Below are 20,619 nucleotides of genomic sequence, written 5' to 3'. Positions count from 1 at the left end.
CCACTGGGGAATCTGGCTCAACCCGCACACGCCCGGCGGCGGCGTGGGCATCCCGTGGCTGGATCTGCGCCGGATCGCCAACGGGCTCGACCGGCCCCCCGGGACCGGCTCCGTCCGAACCGCCCCGAGCCGCGCACCCGGCCGGTGCCGGCGCCACGCTTCCCGAAGACTCCCGCACCGTTCCCCGTCCCGCTTTCCGCCCCGCTTTCCGCCCCGCTTTCCGTCCCGCTTTCCGTCCCGCCTCCCGCACGGCTTCGCGTACCGCCTCCCGCACCGCCGCCGGGCCTCCGGCCACGAGGGGGAGCCGCCGAGCCAGCCCTCTCCGCCAGTTCGTCCAGCGCCTCGGACAGGCCCTTCGCCCCGTTGTGCGCGGCTTCGCGCACGGCCTGCGCCCACGGGTCCGGGAGCCCTGCGGCGGCGTCGTCCGCCACGATCCGTACCGCCTGTTCGACCCGCTGCCGCGCGGTCGTCTGCTCCTCCTCGCGCGGCGGAACCAGGACTTGGCCGATCCGTTCCAGACTTCCGAGCCTGCGCGTCGACTCGTACCAGCGCCAGAGCCGCAGCCACGGCGTGCCGCAGGCCCGGCCCGCGTTCCTGCGCCACTCCCGCTCGGCCGCCTGCCCGGCCGCCGAGGCGCCGACCGCGTCGGCGAGCCGGTCGGTGAAATCCTCCCGCGCCCGCTCGCCCAGCCCTGGCCGCCCCTCGGCGACGTACACCGGGCGCAGCCGCGCTGCGGCGGCGTCCACGTCGGCGGAGAGCCTGCGCTGTGCGGCCGTACGTTCCTGCACGAACTTGCCCAGCAGTTCGCGCAGTTCGCCCACCCCTTCGCCGGTGAGGGCGGACAGGGCGAGCACGGTGGCGCCGGGGTCGCCGTGCTCGCCCACCGCCATGCCGTCCTCGTCGAGCAGCCGACGCAGATCGTCGAGGACCAGGTCGGCGGCTTCGCCGGGCAGCCGGTCGATCTGGTTGAGCACGACGAAGCTGACTTCCGCGTGTCCGGCGAGCGGGCGCAGATAGCGCTCGTGCAGAGCCGCGTCGCCGTACTTCTCCGGGTCCACGACCCAGACCACCGCGTCCACCAGCGCGAGGACCCGGTCCACCTGCTCCCGGTGTCCGACGGCTGCCGAGTCGTGGTCGGGGAGGTCCACCAGGACGAGCCCTTGGAGCGCCGGGTCGGCCGCAGCCGTCCCCGACTGCGGCCTGCGGCGAAGCCGGCCCGGGATCGCCAGCCGGTCGAGGAGGCCGGCCGCCCCGTCCGTCCAACTGCACGCGATCGGGGAGGAGGTGGTCGGGCGCCGGACCCCGGTGTCGGAGATCTGGGCTCCGGCGAGGGCGTTGAACAAGGAGGACTTCCCGCTGCCCGTCGCCCCGGCGAGGGCGACCACGGTGTGCCGGGAGGAGAGCCGCTGCCGCGCGGCGGCTTCTTCGAGTACCCGGCCGGCCTCGGCGAGCGCCCTCTGGTCGAGCCGAGCCCTGGAGAGACCGACCAGCTCGCGCAGCGCTTCGAGCCGCGGCCGGAGCGTTCCGCCGGACGGTACGTACGCCTCCACCTCGGTTCCCGGTTCGTCCACCGGCACGGCCCGTCCGAGGTCGTGGCCCTTGGTCCGGGCGGCCGCGGCCCGGCGCGCGATCAGCCCGTCGTCCCAGTGCGAGGGCACCCCCGAGGGGGTGACGGCGGTGTCCTGCGGATCCGGCTCAGCAGCGGATGCGGATACCGCCGCTTCGTGCGGACCGCCCGGACCTCTCTGCTCGCCTGCCGGTCCGAGTACCCCGCCCCGCTCTCCCGGTGCGTCCACCGGCCCGGGCGCCTCCCCGTTCCGGGCCGTACGAGCGGCTCCCGGGACCTTCGGGTCGCCTGCGACGGCGGCACCACCCGGCCGGACCGTCGGACCGGAAGCCTCCGGGCCGTCGTGGCCGTCGTGGCCGTTGTAGCCGTTGTGGCCGCTGTGGCCGTCATCGGATTCCTCCGGCGCCCTCACCCCGGTGCCCCCGCCGTCCGCGACCATCTCGGCCCGCGCCTGTTCCCGCCCCTGGGCCCTCCGCTCCCGTCCCTGTTCCCCCTGCTCACGGCCAGGATCGCCCTGTTCCCGATCCCGACCCTGATCCACGACGGCAGTCATCGCTGCCTCCTCTCCCTCTGCAGCACGGACAGTGCGGCGATCAGCTCTGCTTGTGGTTCGGGGGCGATGTCGAGCGCGTCGAGCGGGGCGAGCCGCCGCTCCCGCTCCACCCGCAGCACCTGGTCCAGATAGCTGGTGAGCAGGGCCCCGCCCTTGTCCCGCAACCGCAGGGCGCCCTGGGCGCCGATGCGTTCGGCGAGCTGCTCCCCGGCGCTGCGGGCGCGGCGCCCGCCGAGCAGGGCGGCGGCGAGCAGCGCGGCGACGGTCTCCGAGTCCGGCGCGACGCTGCGGTCGAGCCGGCCCACCTCCTCCTCGGCCAGCTCTTCGACGACCCGCCGCCACCGGCGTACCGCCACCGCGATTCGGCCCTCGACGTCCGCCGCGGGACCCCAGCCGCCGCTCTCCTTGCCGGAGTTCTCGAAGCGGAACGCCGCTGCGGCCGGATCACGGCGCCAGGTCGTGCGGATCTTCTCGTCGGCGGCGGCGACGGCGCACTGGATCAGTGCGACCAGGCTCTCCACCAGCGCTTCCAGCACCTCGCAGGCCGAACTGTCGAGCGGGTACCCGCGCCAGCGCGTCCTGGCGTCCCCCGCCAGCACGGCCCCGTTTCCGAGCCGTCGGCGGATGCGCTCGGCCTCCTTCTCGTACGCGTCCTCGACCGCGCCGGTCAGCCTGACGGCCGCCGCGTACTGCTGGGCGACTGCCGCGGCCAGGGCGGGCATCCGTACGTTCAGCGACTCGATGACCCCGGACGCCGTACGCCCCACGGCCTGCTGGCGGGCAGCGGGGTCCTGGACCCGGTGGGTGAGCCAGGCGCGCAGGGGGGCTACGGCCGTGGTGGGCAGCAGCCCACTGGCGCCGCCCGCCGACTCGGGCAGCTCGGGGATGGTGAAGCGCGGCACGTCCCCGAGCCCGGCCCGCGTCATCAGCGCCGCGTACTGGCGGGAAACCTCGCCCACCACCTGGTGCGGCACCCGGTCGAGGACGCTGACCAGCGAGGCGTCGTACTCCTTCGCCGTACGCAGCATGTGCCAGGGCACCGCGTCGGCGTACCGGGACGCAGTCGTCACCATCACCCACACGTCGGCCGCGCAGATGAGTTCGGCGGCGAGGACCCGGTTGCGTTCGACGAGCGAGTCGATGTCAGGGGCGTCGAGCAGCGCGAGCCCGCGCGGCAGGCTCAACGCTGTCTCGATCCGCAGCTCCTGGACCGCCCCTCGGGCCCGCCCGGCACCCGTCTCCTCGATCCCGTCGGCCCCGGGCCCCCGGCCCGGCGGCAGCCAGACCCGGATCAGCTCGGGCAGCACCCGTACGTCCGCGAACCAGTGGTGGTCGTCCGGGTGGCAGACCAGCACCGGCGTCCGCGTCGTCGGCCGCAGCACCCCGGCCTCGCTGACCCGGCAGCCTACGAGCGAGTTGACCAGCGTGGACTTCCCCGCCCCGGTGGACCCGCCGATCACCGCGAGCAGCGGCGCCTCGGGGGCCCTGAGCCGGGGCAGCAGGTAGTCGTCGAGCTGCGCGAGGAGTTCGGCCCTGGTCTGACGGGCCCGTTCCGATCCGGGGAGCGGTAGTGGGAGACGCACGGCAGCGACACGGTCGCGCAGGGCGGAGAGTGCGTCGATGAGCTGAGGCCGTACATCCAAGGTCACCACATGCGAAGAATGCCCGCTTTTGGCGCCTTTTTGAAGCGTATGGCCACCCGTGCGCGGCGGTTCCACTCCGAGGGCAGCGGGGACCCGCACAGCGCGGGCATAACGAGTGCACAACACCCGCGCGATCCGACCCGAAAACCGGTGCGCGATCCGCACCTAGCTGCGATTATCGGTTCGCTTCACCGAACCTACACAAGGTGCCACGCAGGCGAAGCAACCGGGACACCGCGACAAGAGCCCTATCCTTGTCCCGGCACGGCCAGGGACTCCCGCACCACAGGACCCCCGTCCGCCACGGCCCACACCCGGCCCCCGTAGCTCAGTGGATAGAGCAGGCGCCTTCTAAGCGCTTGGCCGCAGGTTCGAGTCCTGCCGGGGGCACTGCCTGAAGCCCTCCCCTCCGGGAGGGCTTTTCGCTGGTCAGGGCGGGTTTCGGTGGGGGCGGCGAAGCCCCGACATCTGCCTTTGTGATCAAGGTCAGACACCGGGGCTGTACGGCTGTCACCGGGTTTTTGCGGGTGGCCGAGTCGAATACGAGTCGAAGTTTTCGGCGAACGGTCAACCAGCGTCCGGCGGCTCCGGGAGGTCCCCCGCCGCTTCGAGTCGCCTCTTGAGATCGGGAAGTTGCCCTTCCACGCATCGCGCATAGGTGGCCAGAAGCACCGGAACACTGTTGCCTGCCCAGTCCGCGACCTGGGCCGGCGGAACGCCGTCATTCAGCCACTTCGTCAGGCGCGTGTGCCGGTTGTCGTACACCCGCCGCCCGGTGGGCGATTCGATGACATGCGGAGCCAACACCGCCTCGCGCGCACTCCGCCAGGCCCGCCGGATCACCGAGCCCGCCAGGACTCCGCCCGTCTCACCCTGGAAGAGAAGATCACCGGGCTGGAGGTCTTCGTCCTCGATGTGCTGCCGCAGGACCCGCGTCAGGGCGGGGTGCCCCGGGACCGTGCGCGTCTCGCCCTCGGCACGGCCCTTAAGGTCGCGTTCCTCGTGAATCTCGCCTGTGTCAGTCCACTGCTTACCCACTTCCGGTGTGGCCGTGTGGATCAGCAGTTCACACCACTGGTCGGCGGCACCGAGCGTAGGCAGCGACACGTCCTTGACCCGCATGGCCACAGCCTCTTCGGGGCGCAGACCGCAGTAGTACAAGGTCGCGAAGAACGCGTGCAGTCGCTTCCCACCGCGAGGCCGACGCCGTATCCAGTCGAGGAGCGCCGCCGCCTGATCGGGGTTCATCAGCGACCGCTTGTCCACGGCGTTCGTAGTCTTGGCGACAGCCGTCGCGTCCTTCCCCTTGGGGAGCGGGTTGGCCCGCAGAACGCGCCGCCGGATCGCGTACTTCATGACGACGTTGAGGATGCGGCGGTGACGCTTGCGGGACCAGGCGGCGGCTTGCTTGCCGTCAAGGCGCGTGTCGACGGCTCGTAGAACCTCATCTACCTTGCCGGGGTCTTCCCAGGTCGAGACGGGCAGCGAGTTCCGCTCCACCCACCGGAGGATGGTCGCCACGTCGTCAGGGGCCGTACCCCGCCGGTTCGTGTTGAACGCCCACTCGCGCAGCGCGGTACGCACCGCCACCGGCTCGAACTGGGCAGGCCGGGTACGCAGAAGCGCGACGGTGGTCGCGGTCAGCGTCTTCGCGAGGTTCTTCCGGCTGTTGCCGCCGAGTTGGGACCAGCGCGCGTCCACGTACTCGACAGCGAAGGCGTACCAGCTCACGGCGGCGGACTTCGAGCGGTGAGAGACGGGCAGGCCCGTCGCGATGACGAACGCCTCGCCCTTGCCCGTCGCCGTGATGAGTCCGGAGCGGAAGCCCTCGGCCAAGGCGACGGTGTCGAACGTCTCGCGCCAGCGCTTCCCTGCCACCTCCCAGCGCACGGTGTGGGTGGTCTTTCGGGTGCCCTTATAAGAGATGATCTTAATGACCTTGACGTCGTACGTTGTCTCCATCAGGCGGCGTCCTCACGGTCGTCAAGCCAGTGGTCGAGGTCGAGCCGCCGAATCCTCAGGTCGCCGTTCGGCAGCTTGATGCAGCGGGGCGCCCGGTGCTTGGCCCGCCAGTCGTAGAAGGTCGAGCGCGAGACGGCCAGTTCGTCACAGACCTCGGCCAGGGTGAGCAGCGCGGCGCGGGACCGGACGGCGGTGGTCATGACTCGCTCCCTTCGCTCCGGAGCGCGTCGCGGGCCGTCTCCCGGTTGAGCTGGAGGTCCCGGGCGATGGTGGCGGCGAGTGCGGCCTCGCCCGGGGTGTGGCCGTGGCCGGCGTACTGCCAGTCGGTCAGGACGAGGACGGTGTGCGGCTCCCGGTCGGAGAGGTCGAGGACGGGTGCTTCCTGAGCGGCGCGGTAGTCGGCGCGAGCCTGACGGAGGGCGCCGAGGGTGGTCGAGTACGTACGCGACTTGGACGAGAAGTGCCCGCGGAAGCCGAGCATGTGCGCCCACGCCCAGATACGTCGGTCCGGGTAGAGCGGGTCCAGATCGCGGCAGGCGACGATGAGGCGTCGGGCGTGGTCCGGGACCCCGTAGCGGTCGAGTTCGGAGAGCTCGCCGATGCGGCGGTCGAGGGTGCCGGTGTTCTCGGCGGCCTTGGTGGCGTACTTGGCCACGTAGGAGGCCACGGCCTGCTCGCTGAGGTCGGAGCCGCCGTCGAAGGCTTTCACCGGGCGCACGTCGAGCTGTCGGCCCCATAGGAAGGTACGGGCAGGCTGGTCGCCGGAAGCGGGGACCGAGACCGAGGTGTACGCATGCGCGGCTGCGGAACGTATCGCCTCGGTCAGGAGCGCGACCGTGGCCCACGCGGGCGGAGGCGTCCCCGGACCGGTCGGCCCGTCGAGGCGCACGACGGCGTGGAAGTGCAGGGCGCCGCGCTTCTGGAACTCGGCGACCTTGCCGTACGAGAGGCGGACGTGGGCGGCGAGTTCGCTTCGCGGCAGGCCGGCGCGGGCGGCGAGTTCGCGGCGGAGCCGGGTGGTGAAGCGCTGCCAGAGCTGTCCGGCGAGGTTGTTGAAGAGCACGGCGCCCGCGTAGTCGTAGGTGTCGGGGTCTAGGGCCGTTCCCAACTCCGGTGCGTTGACCGCATGGTGGGTGCCGCAGCGGCAGGCGCCGTGATCGGGGCGGTTGTGGACCGGGCCAAACGAAGGAGCCGTGAGGGTGGCGAAGACGCGCGGGTGGTCGCGGACGGTTGCCGGGATGTCTCGGCGGTCGTCCCCGGCCAGTCCGGCGCGAATCAGGTGGTAGGTGTCGCCCGCGTAGGTCCATGCGCAGGAGGGGCAGCGGGACGCGCGGCGGTTTCCGCAGGCGAGGCGGAGGCGTCCGCCCGGCTCCCCCGCGGTGGAGTAGTGGTGCAGGCTCTCGCCGGTGGTCTTGTCCTTGTGGAGGACCCAGCCGCTCAGGTGGATCGGGTCGGCGCAGCCGCCGGTGCGGCGGATCTGGTCCTCCCAGCGGGTGTAGTCGTCGGCCGAGGCCACCCGGAGCACGTCGCCGAGAACGATCGGGTCGAGCGGTCGGACAGTTGTGGGCGCATTCTTCGTCGTGGACGGGGCCCGGTGGGGCATGCTGAAGGTTCCTTCCGGTTGCGAGATCGGACGGGTACGGCTCCCGGGCGGCGGATGCTTGGCGGTATCAGAGCCGCCCGGGGCCGGTCAGACGTGGCAGAAAGCGGCTGGTCAGCGCCGCTTGCTGCCGGACGCGAGCAGGGAGCGCAGCACGACGGCGCAGACCGCGACCGAGGCGCTCGTGATGGCGACGGCGAGCAGTAGAGACACGAGTACAGTCCCGACGACCAGGACCACGGCCGTACCGGCGCCGATGAGAGCGAGCACGGCGCCCGGGGTGATCTGGATGACCGGGCGGGCCGGCTGCGGGGCGACGGTGGGCACCGTGGGCAGGGCCTGGGTGCTCGGCACGACGTCGGTCGGCTGGGTGACGGCGGGCGGCGTCACCAACCCAGTGGGCTGGGGCATGGTCGGGACCTTGGGCTGGAACATGAGCGGGTCTCCTTTCGCGGGTTACTTGACGGCGGGGTCGATGACGGAGGCGAAGAGGCTGTCGGCGAGGAGGTAGCCGCCGAGGAGGAACACGCAGACCAGCCACCAGGGCGGGCGGACGAGCTTCACGCCGAGGTAGCCGACGACCACGAGCGCGAACCAGAGGGGGACGTCCATGGGTGGTGACTCCTAGCGGACGGTGCAGCGGTGGGTGCGGGCGGCGAGCTGGGCGGCGGTCCGGCTGGAGTAGTCGGCGGACCAGCCGCAGCGGTCGGCGGTGCAGACGGCGGCGTGCACGGTCCGGCCGTTGCGGTCGCGGTGGGTGCCGATCTGCACGGGGCCGATCCGCATCAGGGAGTGGAAGTTGTCGCGTGCGGGCATGGCGGTCTCTCCTTGCTGGTCAGGCGAGGTGGGCAGCGATGGCGGCGGCGAGGTGGGACGGGACGCCGAGGCGGGAGCGCAGGGTGTCGGTGTCGATCGGAGAGCCGGTGCGGTCGCGGTGCTCGTCGGCGACCTTGCGGGCGTGATCGACCAGCGCGGCGGGGACGGGCGGGACCGGGGAGGGCTGGACGGGAGGGGCGGACGCTTCGTCGTCCGGTACCGGCAGCGGGACGGCGTCAGCCGGGGGCACGGGGTCGGTGTCGGCCGTGTCTTCGACCGCCACCGCGTCCGTGGCGGTGGCCGGCATCATCGGCTCCCGGTCCGTAGCCGAGTGAGCCAGGAGGGTGCCGCCGAGGAAGGCGAGCGCGGGCCATCCGGCGATGCCGAGCCGGAGCGGGGCGGGCGGGTCGGCCAGGTCGAGGAATCCGGCGGTGGCGATGTTGGCGCCGAGCGAGGCAACCAGCGCCACCAGGAACCAGCACCAGGCCAGTCGGGACGGTCCCTCGGCGCGGAGCCGCCGCCAGGCCGCGACAAGGAGGAGGTCGACGCTGACCGGGTAGGCCCACGCCTTCCAGCCGTCCTGCCCGGCTGCGGCGGCCAGGTCGTGCAGGTGGGCGAAGGACAGGGCCCCGGCGATCACGGCTTGGATCAACACCGCGTCGATCCGGAGACGGGGCCGGGCGCCCATCAGAAGCCCTCACACGGGCCGCTGTCGGGGTCGTAGCCCTCCGGGAGCCAGTCGATCGGCGCGACCAGCAGCGACACGGCGAGGGACTGGCTGACGGTCTCCGCGAAGTCGAGGTCGGCGCCGGGGGTCTCGGCGTACAGGGCGGCTTGACCGAGCAGGCGCACGGTGCGGACGAAGTCCTCGCAGTCCGGGCACATGGTGGATCTCCCTCTCTGGGGCAAGGCGGGGGTAGGGACCTGGCGCGAAGGCGGTCGCGCCGACCGGGAAGGGTGGGGAGGAAGGATCAGGCGGTGGGGCGGGAAGGCTCAGGCGGTGGCGGTCGGCGAAGCGACGGCCGACGGCACGGGAGCGGAAGCGGAGACGGCGAGAACGGGACGGAAGGCTGCCAGTTCAGGCAGGTCCGGTGTCCGGTCGGCGTACCGGTTGCAGAGGTTCACGGCCTGGCGCAGCGAGGTGTGCGGTGCGCGAATGCGATGCCACCCGCCGGACGAGTCGCCCGCTATGGCGATGCCCTGCTTGTCGGCCGGTATCTGGATGGCGGCGAGGACGGCGTCCGGGGAGATGTCGCCGAAGGCCATGTTGGCGGAGGTCTCGTCGTTGACGCGGTGGGCGGTGCGGCCGGTGAGCTGGGCGCGGAGCATGGTGATGCCCTTGCCGAGTTCGGAGCCGAACCGCTGCCCGCAGATTTCGAGGTAGATGCCCGCGGCCCTGCCGAGCTGGGCGAGGCGGACGAGGGCGGTGATGATGCGGTCCCGGCGCTTCTCTTCTTCCTTGCTCGCGTACAGGGCGAGTTCGGCGACTTCATCGACCAGGACCACGACCGGGGTGGGGCGCAGGTCGTCGGGCAGGTCCCAGATGTCCGCTGCGATCTCCGCATCCGGTAAGTCGGCGGTGATCCGCTGCTGGACGCGGATGAGTCGGTAGACGTCCGCCATCCGTTCGACAAGGGCGTCGAGGAGTTCGGCGGCGGCGTCCGGGTTGTCGGCCAGCGCGGAGAACCGGCGGGCCAGCGGGAACAGTTCGACCCCGCGCTTGCAGTCGATCCCGACGAGGGCGACGTCCATCGGGGCGAGGCCGGCAACCAAGTTGCGCTGGTAGACGGACTTCCCGGACTCCGTGGCGCCGAGCGTGAGGGCGTGGGGTATCGCCCGGTAGTCGCGGTAGTGCACCGCTCCGTCCTCCCGCAGGGCGACCGGCACACGCATTGGCCGGGTGTCGACCTTGGCCGGCATCTGCACGCGCTTCAGAACGTCGTAGCCGGTCATCCGCACTTCGACAACGCCAGACCGCAGTTCGCGCGAGGTCACGCCGTACATCGAGAACGAGTGGCGGAGCCGGTCCGAGGCGGCGGAGACGTCGAAGGCGTCCTGTCCGGGGCGGAGCTTGAGTCGCAGGACCAGGCCGGTACGGGTCGGCCGCAGCCGGAGGATGCGCGGTGGACGCGGCTCCGGCATCTCCCGGTCGGTGACCCGCGCCAGGGCAAGCCGCCACCGTGCGGGCGGAACGGTGAGCCCGCACGCGTCCATGACCGAGTCGTACCGGACCAGGACCCGCAGGGCGGCCAGGGTGGCCCCGAACGCCAGCCAGTACCAGGCGGGGCGCCGCCATCGCAGGAGGCCCGCGACAGCGACGACGAGCGTCAGGGCGACCATGAAGGTGGTCATGGTCAGGCCGCCTTGGACCCTGCGGAGGCGGCGGCGAGCGAGGTGACCGCGACGGCGCGGAACGCGATGCCGTGCCGCTTCTGGCCGTTGAAGTCGTTCTCCCAGGGCCGGGCAATGAGCCCCGTGAGCGCGACCGGCGAGCCCATCACCAGCTCACCGCTGATCCCGGTCTCCGGGACGGTGACGGACAGGATCTCGACTTCGTCGTTGGCAGCGAACATGACGTCGACCGTCATGAGCTTCGCGCCGGTCTCGGTGTCGGTGGCGATCTCGCCGGTACGGCGGTCCCGCAGCTTGATCTGCGGGGACTTGGCGACCATCACGACCGCGCTGGAAGTGTCGACGGGAATCTGACGCACAGCAGATCACTCCTCTATATGTGCTGGACTCCGCCACTCATGTACATGAGTGACATGAAGAAGAGTGCATCACTCCTATACATGAGTTAACCCGCCGCGAGCAGGAACTCACGACGGGTTGCGAGGAGTTGAGCGCGCGTCAGCTGTCAGCGGGGATGCGGTACTCGAAAACGAACTGGTCAGCGGCCATGAGGGTGTCGCACACCTCCACCACGAGCCCCGCGGCGGTACGAGCCTCACGGATCAGGTGGACCACCGGCGTACCCGGACTGAGAGCGAGCTCCACCGCCTCCGCCTTCGAGGCCGGACGTGCTTGCAGCGTCTCGACGAACTCCGCGAACTCATGCCCGTGGTCTTCGAGTCGGGCGTAGATGCCACCGCCGCCGGGGTTCTCGGCGAACAGCTCCGGGATGTCCTTCACGACGTCCCAAGGGAGGTACGACGTTGCGGTCTCGACCGGAGTGCCGTCCCGGAAGTAGAGGCGGCGACGGGCCAGCACCTGTTCGCCAGCGGGGACGCCCAGCCGCGCAGCGGCATCCTCAGGTGCTTCCATGGGCCCGATGTAGAGGACGCTCACCTTGGCGGTGGCACCGGACTGAGCGGACTCCGCGAGGTAGGCAGCCTTACCGCCCTGCCGGAGCGAGCGCCGGAAACGGTCGGACGAGCGGTGCCGCACCGGTGGCCGGTTCTTCACGATCGAGCCTTTGCCGTGCCGGGTCTCCACCAAGCCGCTCGCCCGCACTTCGACCATGGCCTTGCGGATCGTTCCGCCGGAGACGCCGTAGCGGTCGACCAGCTCGGATTCGCTCGGCACCATGTCCCCGGCCTTGAGAACCCCAGCCCTGATCTGCTGCACGATCTCATCCGCGATCTGCACGTACCGGGGGCCGGAACCGACCCTTCCCGCTGCAGTTCCCATAGTCCTTCTCTGCCTCCTATGCTCCTCTACATGAGTCAATCACAGGAAGCGACCACCCCTCCCCTGCACTCCGTCTCCGTTGCCGGAGTAGTGGTGCGCGAGGACGGGCGACTCCTGGCGATCCGCAGAGCCGACAACGGCACCTGGGAACTCCCCGGCGGCGTCCTCGAACTCAACGAGACCCCCGGGGCCGGCGTAGCCCGCGAGGTCCTGGAGGAGACCGGCATTCATGTCGAGATCGACGAACTCACCGGCGTCTACAAGAACATGACCCGCGGCATCGTCGCCCTGGTCTTCCGCTGCAAGCCGTCGGGCGGGACCGAGCGCACCTCCAGCGAGACCACGGCCGTCTCCTGGCTCACCCCAGGTGAGGTCACCGATCGCATGAGCGAGGCGTACGCAGTACGGCTCCTGGACGCGTTGGACGGGAACGGGCCTCACGTCCGAAGCCACGACGGGAAGAACCTCATCCCAGCGGGATAAGACTTTCTCTACTTCATCAAGGGCCCCGGCTGCGCTCCGCTTCGCCGGGCGCGCTTCCCGGCTCTGGCCGCGCCCGCGCTCCTGCCTCCGGCCCGCTCGGCGCGCCGCCGCCTACGCGCGCCTACGACGGGTAGGCCGGGAGGGATGAACCGAGACCAGAGCCCGCGGCTTCAAGACATGCCTCCGGCGGGGGCGCTCCGGCACCGGGTGGGAGGGGCACCGTTCGCGGGTGCCGGCCGGTGCGTGGTGAGCGTCGTGGTGGCTCCCATCCCGACCACCTCCGACCCAGGCAGAGCCGAGCAGTCGCGGCCCAGGGCGTCAAGGTCGTTCGTACAGTGGCGCGCTCCACCTTGACGCCCTGAACCACGACCGCTCCACGGTGTGTGGGTCGAAGGCGGACGGGATGGGAGCCGGGGAGAGTGGTGAGTTGAGGTATCCACTCCGGCCACTGGCAGTCCTCGGAATATCTGGTGTTCTGCCTGATCAGAGCTGAGACACTGGCGCCATGACAGAGCGCAGGGACGTTGAGATACACCGTCGCCAGTGGGACATCAGGCCAGACCAAAGGGAACTCGATCTTGCTCTCGGCTTCATGGTTCGGGAGGCGGCGATGCTGGAATTCTTCTTACACCAAGCTGTTCGCCGCCTGGTTGGGGGACGGTACGCGCCACTTGTCACAGCCGGAATGCAGGCATCCAACCTCCTGGACACCATCAAGCGAATCAATGATGCCGGAGCGGTGACAGACCACGCCGCTCAGGAAATGGTCGAGATATCTGGCAGGTGCCGAATCTCCTTCAAAGAGCGGAACAAGTATGTACACGGGATTCGTGTCATAGGCGTGGAAAATAGCGAGGTTTGGACAAATAATCGCCGGAATGGCGGCGTTGACCAGCACCCAGTCGAAGCTCAGAAACTGATGGAACTCGGTGCAGACTTCTCCCGATTGAGCTTGGAGGTATCCGACTGGTATCGGCAACACCTCGAAGGACACCCCAGCAGGCGGACCAGAGCAGCGAAACGCGAGGAGCCACCGGGCCGTCTGTAGGCCGTCCGAGGCCGATCCGCAACGCCCAAAAATGACAAATGACCACCAGTCAGCGAAGGAGTGGAACGGCACTGACCAGCAACAACCTCTGGTGGCGAACCCGAGCAGCCACCCAGGGCAAGAAGACGGTGTCGCTCGGGCGTACAGGGCCAGCGGACAGCGGCGCCCCGATGTCGGTGGTTGCCGCTAGCGTTAATCTCCGATGCCAACCCGCATAGGAGCGGCGTAGCGTGCAGTGGTCCCTACTGATATGGCGGCGTGAGGAGACGCGTGGCGGCTTGGTTGATGTTGGCTAAGGACAGCAGTAAGCGGATCGGTGAGGGGTACGACGACAACCCTGCCACCCACTACAGCTGGGACGACACTGTGCCCAACCACGCCACTGTGCAGGTTGGTGACGTGATTGCGCTATGGGATGCCACCGAGCTAGTGGGCCTGTCGGTGATCGAGGACATTCAGCTGGGCCAGGCGGAGAAGAAGACCCCGTACTGCCTCAAGTGTGGGAAGGCCGATGTCGCCGAGCGCAAGAAGAAGATGCCACGCTTCGTGTGCTGGAACGGCGAGTGCAAGCACGAGTCCGACACGGCTGGCTGGAAGGATAAGACGGTCGTCACCTACCGCAGCCGGCACGAAGCAGGTTGGATTTCGGCCCGGGGAACGTTGGTGGCGCCCGAACTACGCGCCCTGTGCGTGAAGCCGAAGTCGCAGAACAGCCTGCGTGAGCTGCGCTCGAACGACTTTCAGCAGGCCCTCACCCACGGCTCCGTGCCTCTGCCGTTGCGCATCATCGACACGGCGCAAGACACCATCCAGGGTGGTCATGGCACCGCCACCATCCGCGTGCGCAAGGGTCAGCCCGCTTTCCGCAAGCAGCTGTTGGAGACGTTTGGCAACGTGTGCGCGTTCACGGGCCCGGCTCCGGTGCAGGTGCTGGAGGCGGCGCACCTGTACAGCTACGCCGCCAATGGAAAGCACCACAAGGGCGGTGGTCTGCTGTTGCGCCGCGACTTGCACCGGCTCTTCGACCTTGGACTGATCGCCGTCAACCCTCAGTCCAAGACACTGCACTTGCACGACGACATCAAGCCTTACCCGGAGTACGCCAAGCTCCACGGCGCTCCGCTCGCGGTCACCGTGACCGCCGATCACATCAAGTGGCTCACTCAGCACTGGGCCATGCATCGCCCCGGCATCGGGCAACCCACGATTCCTCAGCAGATCGGGAACCACACCACGGCCTTGACATAGCGTGGTCGGCAGTCAGAGGCACTCCAGCTCTACAGCAGTGAAGTACAGCAAACGCAGGCGTCCCGGGGGCTCACGGCAGGCACCCTCTGTTCGTCGTACGATCAGGTACGTGACTGCCGCTCGGTAGCCGAACGTGTCCCGGAACCTCTCAAACCCCCACGCGGTCACGCTCTTCAATCGCACTTAAGGATGCCCTCGCGCGTGATCTACGGTGCCATGAACCACACCGTGGATCACGCCAGTGACAACGACCCCAGGCCCGCTGTCAGCAGGGGAGCGAGGTGCTGCGGAGGAACTTGGCGCAAATGCTCACTTGCGTGGATGGCGATCCGTATCGTGATGGCTACACGACCTCGTGCGATGTCGAGCACGGAAGGATACGCAACCCACAGGTTCCAGCCCCACTAAGTTGTGGGGCGCGACGCTGGACTCAATAGCCGAGGGTTTCCACCCATAGGACGTCGAGCGCCAGAATTCACCAAAAGGAGATCAAAGTTGATTTTCGATGCGGTTCAACGCACGATCGGGGAGATCATCCTCATCGGGGAACACGTCGTCCCACGCTACCAGAGGCCGTACGCATGGGATGACGAGAACGTATTGGACCTTTGGAATGACCTAAAAGATAACCCGGAAGGGCACTTCCTTGGCAATATGGTCGTACATCCTTCGGGTAACGATAACTGGGACCTCGTCGATGGCCAGCAGCGCCTCACGACAATCCTAATCGCAATCAGGGCAATTAAGGACGCATACGAAAAGATCGGCGAGAAAGGACGGGCGCAAGGGCTGGACAACTATTTGCAGCGTGTCGACCTGTCCGGTGAACCCGCCTTCCGCCTCAAATATCGAACCGAAAATGGCTTCCTACACCTAAGCCTATTCTCCGACCCTGAATCAACAATCCGGAAGACGAAGCCGAAGAATAACGCAGAGAAGGCACAGTATTCCGCCTATGAAATCTTCGCGAAGAACATCGAGGCAGAGGTAGCACAATCGATAAAGTCCGACATAGAAGCAATCGATGCTGTCCGAGATCGCTTTATTCGCGCAAGCGTCGTCTACGTGCGAGTCGATGAACGCCAAGATGCATTTAGAATCTTTGAGACTCTTAACGATCGAGGCAAGAGCCTCAATCAAGTTGACTTGGTAAAGAATCAGGTAATCTCATCCATTGCAGCAACGGCAGCCCAGGAAGAGGAGCACCTCTGGGGAAGAAGCGTAAGTCAAGTTGAATCCATTTCCTGGTCGAAGGTCAAGGTAGAGGATTTCCTTGGATACTTCTGGAACTCAACTTCGCACCAACAGGACGACGAGATTGTCGCCATAAACAGGGTACGTCGATCCGTTGATGCGTTCATGCACAGTAAAGCAAACGCAGAGGAGGGCGCACGCGACTTCATCCGCCTCTTCAGCGAGACGGCAGACATCTTTAAGGAGTTCGACGAGTGCCTCGCGTCTCCCAATGGGAAGCACTGGGAAGGCTTGGTTCCCGCAGAACGTTGGCGGACCGATCGGTTTGCAGCCATCGACCGCTCGCTGTACGGCTGCCTGGCACCGGGATCAAACCTGCCCTTGAACCTCCTCTTCTCGTTGCTTCGGAACTATATCCATGGAGCCGGCCGTAAGATTACCAATGCTCGACTTGTGGAATTCTTGAAGGCAATCGAGAATCTCCAGTTTCGATGGTCTATTTCCCAACGCCCCTCGACCTCAACAATCCGTCGAGCATACCGACGAGCTGCCTATTCAGTAGATGCCGCGACTACCGCAGGCGACATCTTTAAAGCTCTTGAGCAATTCAAGCGCGATGCAAATTCCCTGATGCCCACCGACGCACAATTCAAAGAAGGACTTAAGAAGCTGACGTACTTCACTCAGCGACCACAAGATCTTCATCGTGTTCGTCACACACTAGAGAAGATCGACGAATTCTGGGGCTCGTCGAAACTCTCACGCAATCAAATTTTGACCCTGGAGCACATCGAGCCCCAGGGTGGCAAGTCAATCAATTCCAACCAGAACCTTTGGGTGGGGAAGCTGGGCAACCTCATGCTCCTACCCATGGAGGTGAACAGCGCACTACCTAGCGACTTTTCAGGTAAGGCACCCAAGCTAGCGGAGTGGGCAAACGACAAAGATCTTGCCCTACGAAAGCAGATAAGCTTGAGTCAATGGAGCAATGCAGCATCGAATGCACGAATGAAGGAACTACTTGATACGGCCGTGTCCGTTTGGCCGAGAGCTCTAACCGTTTAGAGGTACAGCAGTCTCGAATCCAACCCTCAGGCAACTAGAGCGCCGACGATTACCGGCACCAAACGCAGTTCAGCGGCATGAATGAGAGAGCGGGACCACCCCTTGCTGCATTCTAATCATCATCGATAATGGGGAACAACCGGGATAATACTGCGACTAAGCAAGTACCAAGGATGATCAAATCATCCACGAAGCTCAGAGGACACAGCTAGCATCCGGTCAGCTGGCTGACGCAATCTGGGTTAGCGCCACCTTTCCACCCGGTTTACCTCCATTGCGAAAAGCCAACCTGGCTAAGGTGATCAGCGAGGTTCAAGGGGCGGTGAACACTAACCGCCGTGCCTCTTTGAGCTGACCGAGTACGGCTACTGCGTCGACCTCTCCCTGATAGTGAAAGCGGACTAAGGCCAGATCTGGGGCGGAGACCTCTGGCAGGCGAATGCTAGCGATTTTCTTTCGTTTACAAACGAGCACGAGGGTCCCTGACCGTGATCAGTTAGGGACTCTCGCCAACTACCAACACATCTAAAATCTGACCAGCTGGGATCGGCTTTCGCCGATGTGGGCTGCTCCGTTTAGAGAGAGTTGGGTTCACACAGCGCCAGCAAGTGGCCACGGCTGGCAGCCACACGGAGGACGTCTCGCAGCACTTCGGTCAGTTGCTGCGCCAGGCGCTTCACCACCTCCGGACGCGCATCATCATCGGCAAGAGATTCAATTGCTTCCTCTAGCAATTCAAGGGCCACGTCGAATTGGTCCGCTTCGATCTCGTCCGCCAAGCGGGACATGTAGCTGTCGCTGTCGTCGGTACTGAGGTAGCAGGGCTTCCCTTCCGGGCTCGACCACGGGAGAAGACGTAGCTCGATCTGGTCTGTCACGACAGCAATTGCCTTTCAATGGACGCATGGTGGGGAATGAAGACCGCGTCGGTACGGTCTCCAGGGAAGGCCAGGAGCGCGGCTTCCACGACGCGTCCAGCAGAGTCGGTGGCGGTGCGCGTGATCGCGAGGACTGCAGCGGTGGGACTGATCCGCAGCGCCGAGACCTCATCGAGGGTCGGAGGGCGGGCGCAGACCGTCTCGCGGACCTCGGCCGGCGATGAGCTCAAGACGGCGAATCTCTTGGCCGTCTGCTCGTACGAGGGCGCCTCGCCCAAAAGGCCGGCGGGGGCCAGGTCGTGCGGGAGGTATATCCGGGCCAGGCCGAGTGGCGACGCCCCCTCGTGGCTGATGCAGACGAACTCCGTGAGGGAGCTGCCCGTGGGTACGTCCAGCAGGCCAGCCAGAAGCCCCTGTGCTGGAACCGTGGCCGTGCGAACGGTGACTCGGAGCGAGGCGTCCGCGGCGGTCCAAGGGTCGAACGTCCCCCACCCTCCGACATACATGAACCTGCGCAGAGGACGGCAAACGAAGTTGCCTCGGCCGTGGAACTTGTCGATCAGTCCTTCCCCTTGGAGCACGGAGAGAGCGCGCCGCAAGGTTCCCGTGCTCACCGAATACTGCGCGGCCAACGCCGGCTCGGAGGAGAGGCGTTCGCCGGGACCGAGACGGCCGGTCGTGATCTGTTGCCGTAGATCGTCGGCGATTTCGCGATGGCGGAAGGGCATCGTCGGGTCACCGCCTTCTCATCATGCGTACGGCGACGAAACGGGTCCGCAGGTGCATCGTCAGGAGTTCGCCGGAGTCGAGAAGGAGTTGCTTGGCTCCGTGGGGCAACTGGCGGAGATTGGTCACGCGGCAAGCCCGCCCTCCGACTTGGATGATGTCTCCGCACAGGACGGTGGTCGAGGTGATGTCCGCATGTGACGCCAGGAGTCGCCCGGCTCCATGCCCCCTCACCGTTGGGGCTCCGTCTGTGCGGGCCTGCTGGGGGACGCGTGGCAGGGGCAAGTGCACACCTCGTAGACCAAGGGGAGGGCGATGGGTGCGAGCAGCACCGGGGACTCTGTGCAGGCGTCGTGGGTGCCGATCCGGCAGGTGGCCGATCGGTAGGGAGGGGCTTCGATCGACGCGAGAACGCTCCGCAGGCGAGGAGGAGCCATCAGGACGCCCCCGTGAGGGACGACCAGGCCGCGGCGGACAGGTGGGGGGCCACGAATAGCGATCGAGGTTGCGTGCGCTTCTCCCAGGCCGCCAAGACGTACGGGCGGACGAGCGCGGAGTCCTCCCCCGCGAGGGCGTACCGGTGACGCCCGCTGTCGACGTCCGAGTCCTGGTTGGCCCTCGGCGCGTGAGCGGGTGCCGCCGCGGCGGTCCCGCCCGTCGGCCGGGTGGGTGCTTCCGGCCGACGATGCCGCCCCCTGAACGCGTGCCCGCCTCTGGTGATCGAGAGGGCACGGCGGATACGGTTGAACATGCTGTTCAGCTCCTATCGCTGATAGCCCGGTCCCCCGACATAGCCCGTCGTGGGGACCGCTTTGCGTACGACCGCCCAGAGGGTGCGGCCGTTCGAACTGGTGGCGAGGAGGCCGAATCGGTCCGCCTCGCCCACCGCCGCCAGGACCTCGCCCCAGGACTCGGCCGGCAGGGATTCGGGGATCGTCGCTTCGACCGCCGTGTAGCGGGCGTGCTCCTTGACGCGTGGGCGCAGCCCGAGGGCGGACAGCCGAGCAGCAATCGACGCCGCACTTACTCCCGAGCTGGGCACAGGCAGCCTCCGTTAACAGCGATCACTTTGAGTGAAGCTAGTTAACTAGATTAGGGCTAGTGGACTAGATTTTCCATATGCCTGAGCAAGCGCCTTATCTCCGCATCGCCGACGAGCTGCGGCGGCGGATCGCAGAGCACGTCTGGGAGCCAGGAGACCGCCTGCCGTCCCGCGCCCAGATCGGCCAGGAGTACGGCGTGGGCGAGAACGTGGTGCGCCGGGCGCAGGAACTACTGATCTCCCAGGGGCTGCTGGAGGGCCGCGCGGGATCGGGCACCTACGTGGCCGAGCCCCGGGAACGCGTGCGGATGGTTCGCTCCTCGGCGCGCGAACAGCCTGACGGTTCGCCGTTCCGGGCGGACATGAAGGCCGTGGGCAGGCAGAGCGACTGGGAGAGCCGGTCCGATGTGAAGGTCCCGGCGCCGGCGGACATCGCCGCGCGTCTCGGTATCGCCGAGGGTGATCTGTGCGTCCGGACGGTGTACGAGTTCCTGGCGAACGGCCGCCCCGTGCAGCTGTCGACGAGTTGGGAGCCGTACGAACTCACGGTCGGCACGCTCGTCGTACTCCCCGAGGGAGGCCCGCACGCCGGGGTCGGAGTAGTGAACCGGATGGCCGTCATCGGCATCACCGTTGGGCACGCGGTGGAACAGCCGGAGCCGCGCGGGGCAACCGCGGAGGAGGCGTCACTCCTCGGCATCCAGAACGGCGCGTACGTGACGCACATCCGGCGGACGTACTACAGCGACCAGGGCCGGCCCGTCGAGACCGCCGACATCGTGGTGCCGGTCGCGCACTGCGAGATCGTCTACGAGATTCCGATCAATCGGCAGTAGACCCCGACGGGTCGGAGGCCGCGGAGGAGCGGAGCCGATCGTGGGCGCCAGTCGAATGTGTGCCGAAGACCCGTCGCAAGGGCGAGACAGCCACGCTGAGCAGCAGGTCAGACAGCGTGCGGGCCGCAACGCACCAAGCGCCTTCTAAGCGCTTGGCCGCAGGTTCGAGTCCTGCCGGGGGCACTATCGAGAGCCCTCCCCCTCGGGAGGGCTTTTCGCTGGTCAGGGCGGGTTTCAGTGGGGGCGGCGAAGCCCCGGCATCCCCCTCTACGATCAAGGTCGGACACCGGGGCTGTACGGCTGTCACCGGGGTTCTGCGGGTGACCGA

The 20,619-nt window shown here is 67.5% G+C and carries 21 protein-coding genes and 1 tRNA gene; 6 read left to right on the top strand and 16 right to left on the bottom strand.

Going from position 1 to position 20,619, the window contains the following annotated elements:
• Window positions 1-17: 17 nt before the first annotated feature.
• On the bottom strand, window positions 18-2,120 hold the full coding sequence (locus ACWD3D_RS05790) for a GTPase (RefSeq protein WP_451459662.1): 2,103 nt from the start codon (window positions 2,118-2,120) through the stop codon (window positions 18-20).
• Window positions 2,117-3,763 carry an ATP-binding protein gene (locus tag ACWD3D_RS05785; RefSeq protein ID WP_451459665.1) on the bottom strand — a complete coding sequence of 549 codons (1,647 nt, stop codon included), beginning with the start codon at window positions 3,761-3,763 and terminating at the stop codon, window positions 2,117-2,119. The genes ACWD3D_RS05790 and ACWD3D_RS05785 overlap by 4 nt, the downstream gene beginning before the upstream one ends.
• A 317-nt stretch (window positions 3,764-4,080) precedes the next feature.
• Here ACWD3D_RS05785 and ACWD3D_RS05780 point away from each other — a divergent pair.
• Window positions 4,081-4,153: transfer RNA gene (locus ACWD3D_RS05780), tRNA-Arg, on the top strand.
• A gap of 177 nt (window positions 4,154-4,330) precedes the next feature.
• On the opposite strand, the gene ACWD3D_RS05775 is transcribed toward ACWD3D_RS05780, so the two are convergent.
• The 11 genes from ACWD3D_RS05775 to ACWD3D_RS05725 form a co-directional block, all read right to left on the bottom strand.
• Window positions 4,331-5,725 (bottom strand): tyrosine-type recombinase/integrase, encoded by a 1,395-nt coding sequence (locus tag ACWD3D_RS05775; RefSeq protein WP_451459661.1) that lies wholly within the window; start codon window positions 5,723-5,725, stop codon window positions 4,331-4,333.
• Complete coding sequence (locus tag ACWD3D_RS05770; RefSeq protein WP_451459660.1) at window positions 5,725-5,925, bottom strand: helix-turn-helix transcriptional regulator; 201 nt, start codon at window positions 5,923-5,925, stop codon at window positions 5,725-5,727. Before ACWD3D_RS05770 ends, ACWD3D_RS05775 begins: the two co-directional genes overlap by 1 nt.
• The gene (gene repSA / locus ACWD3D_RS05765) at window positions 5,922-7,328 is read right to left on the bottom strand and encodes a replication initiator protein RepSA (RefSeq protein WP_451459659.1); all 1,407 of its coding nucleotides are present in this window, start codon (window positions 7,326-7,328) and stop codon (window positions 5,922-5,924) included. The genes ACWD3D_RS05770 and repSA overlap by 4 nt, the downstream gene beginning before the upstream one ends.
• A gap of 111 nt (window positions 7,329-7,439) precedes the next feature.
• A complete protein-coding gene (locus ACWD3D_RS05760) occupies window positions 7,440-7,760 on the bottom strand; it encodes a SpdD-like protein (protein WP_451459658.1) in 321 nt (106 codons plus the stop codon).
• 21 nt (window positions 7,761-7,781) lie between these two features.
• The gene (locus ACWD3D_RS05755; RefSeq protein ID WP_266704398.1) at window positions 7,782-7,937 is read right to left on the bottom strand and encodes a hypothetical protein; all 156 of its coding nucleotides are present in this window, start codon (window positions 7,935-7,937) and stop codon (window positions 7,782-7,784) included.
• Between the two features lie 12 nt (window positions 7,938-7,949).
• The gene (locus ACWD3D_RS05750) at window positions 7,950-8,141 is read right to left on the bottom strand and encodes a mobile element transfer protein (protein WP_328721630.1); all 192 of its coding nucleotides are present in this window, start codon (window positions 8,139-8,141) and stop codon (window positions 7,950-7,952) included.
• Between the two features lie 19 nt (window positions 8,142-8,160).
• Window positions 8,161-8,829, bottom strand: a complete 669-nt coding sequence (locus tag ACWD3D_RS05745; RefSeq protein ID WP_451459657.1) for a DUF2637 domain-containing protein — start codon at window positions 8,827-8,829, stop codon at window positions 8,161-8,163.
• Window positions 8,829-9,026 (bottom strand): hypothetical protein, encoded by a 198-nt coding sequence (locus ACWD3D_RS05740; protein WP_387366135.1) that lies wholly within the window; start codon window positions 9,024-9,026, stop codon window positions 8,829-8,831. The genes ACWD3D_RS05745 and ACWD3D_RS05740 overlap by 1 nt, the downstream gene beginning before the upstream one ends.
• 108 nt (window positions 9,027-9,134) lie before the next feature.
• Window positions 9,135-10,493, bottom strand: coding sequence for an FtsK/SpoIIIE domain-containing protein (locus ACWD3D_RS05735; RefSeq protein WP_451459656.1), 1,359 nt, complete (start codon window positions 10,491-10,493; stop codon window positions 9,135-9,137).
• 2 nt (window positions 10,494-10,495) lie between these two features.
• The gene (locus ACWD3D_RS05730) at window positions 10,496-10,852 is read right to left on the bottom strand and encodes an SCO3933 family regulatory protein (protein WP_387366129.1); all 357 of its coding nucleotides are present in this window, start codon (window positions 10,850-10,852) and stop codon (window positions 10,496-10,498) included.
• A 139-nt stretch (window positions 10,853-10,991) separates the two neighbouring features.
• Window positions 10,992-11,771: a GntR family transcriptional regulator gene (locus tag ACWD3D_RS05725; protein ID WP_451459655.1), complete on the bottom strand. Its 780-nt coding sequence runs from the start codon at window positions 11,769-11,771 to the stop codon at window positions 10,992-10,994.
• A gap of 18 nt (window positions 11,772-11,789) precedes the next feature.
• Here ACWD3D_RS05725 and ACWD3D_RS05720 point away from each other — a divergent pair, with 18 nt between their 5' ends.
• The 4 genes from ACWD3D_RS05720 (at window position 11,790) to ACWD3D_RS05705 (ending at window position 16,809) form a co-directional block, all read left to right on the top strand.
• Window positions 11,790-12,254 carry an NUDIX hydrolase gene (locus tag ACWD3D_RS05720; RefSeq protein WP_451459654.1) on the top strand — a complete coding sequence of 155 codons (465 nt, stop codon included), beginning with the start codon at window positions 11,790-11,792 and terminating at the stop codon, window positions 12,252-12,254.
• 505 nt (window positions 12,255-12,759) lie between these two features.
• Window positions 12,760-13,302: a hypothetical protein gene (locus ACWD3D_RS05715; protein ID WP_451459653.1), complete on the top strand. Its 543-nt coding sequence runs from the start codon at window positions 12,760-12,762 to the stop codon at window positions 13,300-13,302.
• Window positions 13,303-13,572: 270 nt separating this feature from the next.
• Window positions 13,573-14,550 (top strand): HNH endonuclease, encoded by a 978-nt coding sequence (locus ACWD3D_RS05710; RefSeq protein ID WP_451459652.1) that lies wholly within the window; start codon window positions 13,573-13,575, stop codon window positions 14,548-14,550.
• Between the two features lie 495 nt (window positions 14,551-15,045).
• Window positions 15,046-16,809, top strand: a complete 1,764-nt coding sequence (locus ACWD3D_RS05705) for a DUF262 domain-containing protein (RefSeq protein WP_451459651.1) — start codon at window positions 15,046-15,048, stop codon at window positions 16,807-16,809.
• 575 nt (window positions 16,810-17,384) lie between these two features.
• Here the strand turns inward: ACWD3D_RS05705 and ACWD3D_RS05700 are convergent.
• From ACWD3D_RS05700 to ACWD3D_RS05690, 3 genes are all read right to left on the bottom strand, one after another.
• On the bottom strand, window positions 17,385-17,687 hold the full coding sequence (locus ACWD3D_RS05700; RefSeq protein ID WP_451459650.1) for a hypothetical protein: 303 nt from the start codon (window positions 17,685-17,687) through the stop codon (window positions 17,385-17,387).
• Entirely contained in the window at window positions 17,684-18,415 is a 732-nt protein-coding gene (locus tag ACWD3D_RS05695) for a GntR family transcriptional regulator (protein ID WP_451459649.1), read from the bottom strand. The genes ACWD3D_RS05700 and ACWD3D_RS05695 overlap by 4 nt, the downstream gene beginning before the upstream one ends.
• 761 nt (window positions 18,416-19,176) lie before the next feature.
• The gene (locus tag ACWD3D_RS05690) at window positions 19,177-19,455 is read right to left on the bottom strand and encodes a hypothetical protein (protein ID WP_451459648.1); all 279 of its coding nucleotides are present in this window, start codon (window positions 19,453-19,455) and stop codon (window positions 19,177-19,179) included.
• 77 nt (window positions 19,456-19,532) lie between these two features.
• Here ACWD3D_RS05690 and ACWD3D_RS05685 point away from each other — a divergent pair, with 77 nt between their 5' ends.
• Window positions 19,533-20,291 (top strand): GntR family transcriptional regulator, encoded by a 759-nt coding sequence (locus tag ACWD3D_RS05685; RefSeq protein ID WP_451459646.1) that lies wholly within the window; start codon window positions 19,533-19,535, stop codon window positions 20,289-20,291.
• The last annotated feature ends 328 nt before the right edge of the window (window positions 20,292-20,619 follow it).

It is taken from the genome of Streptomyces sp. NPDC002690, assembly GCF_053592415.1.
The sequence above is the reverse complement of the archived record's forward strand: the minus strand, read 5'-3'. Positions and strand labels throughout refer to the sequence as shown.

Coding starts and splice junctions, on each gene's coding strand:
- ACWD3D_RS05790 (WP_451459662.1), bottom strand. CDS start 2,120: ATGACTGCCGTCGTGGATCAGGGTCGGGATCGGGAACAGGGCGATCCT.
- ACWD3D_RS05775 (WP_451459661.1), bottom strand. CDS start 5,725: ATGGAGACAACGTACGACGTCAAGGTCATTAAGATCATCTCTTATAAG.
- ACWD3D_RS05770 (WP_451459660.1), bottom strand. CDS start 5,925: ATGACCACCGCCGTCCGGTCCCGCGCCGCGCTGCTCACCCTGGCCGAG.
- repSA (WP_451459659.1), bottom strand. CDS start 7,328: ATGCCCCACCGGGCCCCGTCCACGACGAAGAATGCGCCCACAACTGTC.
- ACWD3D_RS05760 (WP_451459658.1), bottom strand. CDS start 7,760: ATGTTCCAGCCCAAGGTCCCGACCATGCCCCAGCCCACTGGGTTGGTG.
- ACWD3D_RS05755 (WP_266704398.1), bottom strand. CDS start 7,937: ATGGACGTCCCCCTCTGGTTCGCGCTCGTGGTCGTCGGCTACCTCGGC.
- ACWD3D_RS05750 (WP_328721630.1), bottom strand. CDS start 8,141: ATGCCCGCACGCGACAACTTCCACTCCCTGATGCGGATCGGCCCCGTG.
- ACWD3D_RS05745 (WP_451459657.1), bottom strand. CDS start 8,829: ATGGGCGCCCGGCCCCGTCTCCGGATCGACGCGGTGTTGATCCAAGCC.
- ACWD3D_RS05740 (WP_387366135.1), bottom strand. CDS start 9,026: ATGTGCCCGGACTGCGAGGACTTCGTCCGCACCGTGCGCCTGCTCGGT.
- ACWD3D_RS05735 (WP_451459656.1), bottom strand. CDS start 10,493: ATGACCACCTTCATGGTCGCCCTGACGCTCGTCGTCGCTGTCGCGGGC.
- ACWD3D_RS05725 (WP_451459655.1), bottom strand. CDS start 11,771: ATGGGAACTGCAGCGGGAAGGGTCGGTTCCGGCCCCCGGTACGTGCAG.
- ACWD3D_RS05720 (WP_451459654.1), top strand. CDS start 11,790: ATGCTCCTCTACATGAGTCAATCACAGGAAGCGACCACCCCTCCCCTG.
- ACWD3D_RS05715 (WP_451459653.1), top strand. CDS start 12,760: ATGACAGAGCGCAGGGACGTTGAGATACACCGTCGCCAGTGGGACATC.
- ACWD3D_RS05695 (WP_451459649.1), bottom strand. CDS start 18,415: ATGCCCTTCCGCCATCGCGAAATCGCCGACGATCTACGGCAACAGATC.
- ACWD3D_RS05685 (WP_451459646.1), top strand. CDS start 19,533: ATGCCTGAGCAAGCGCCTTATCTCCGCATCGCCGACGAGCTGCGGCGG.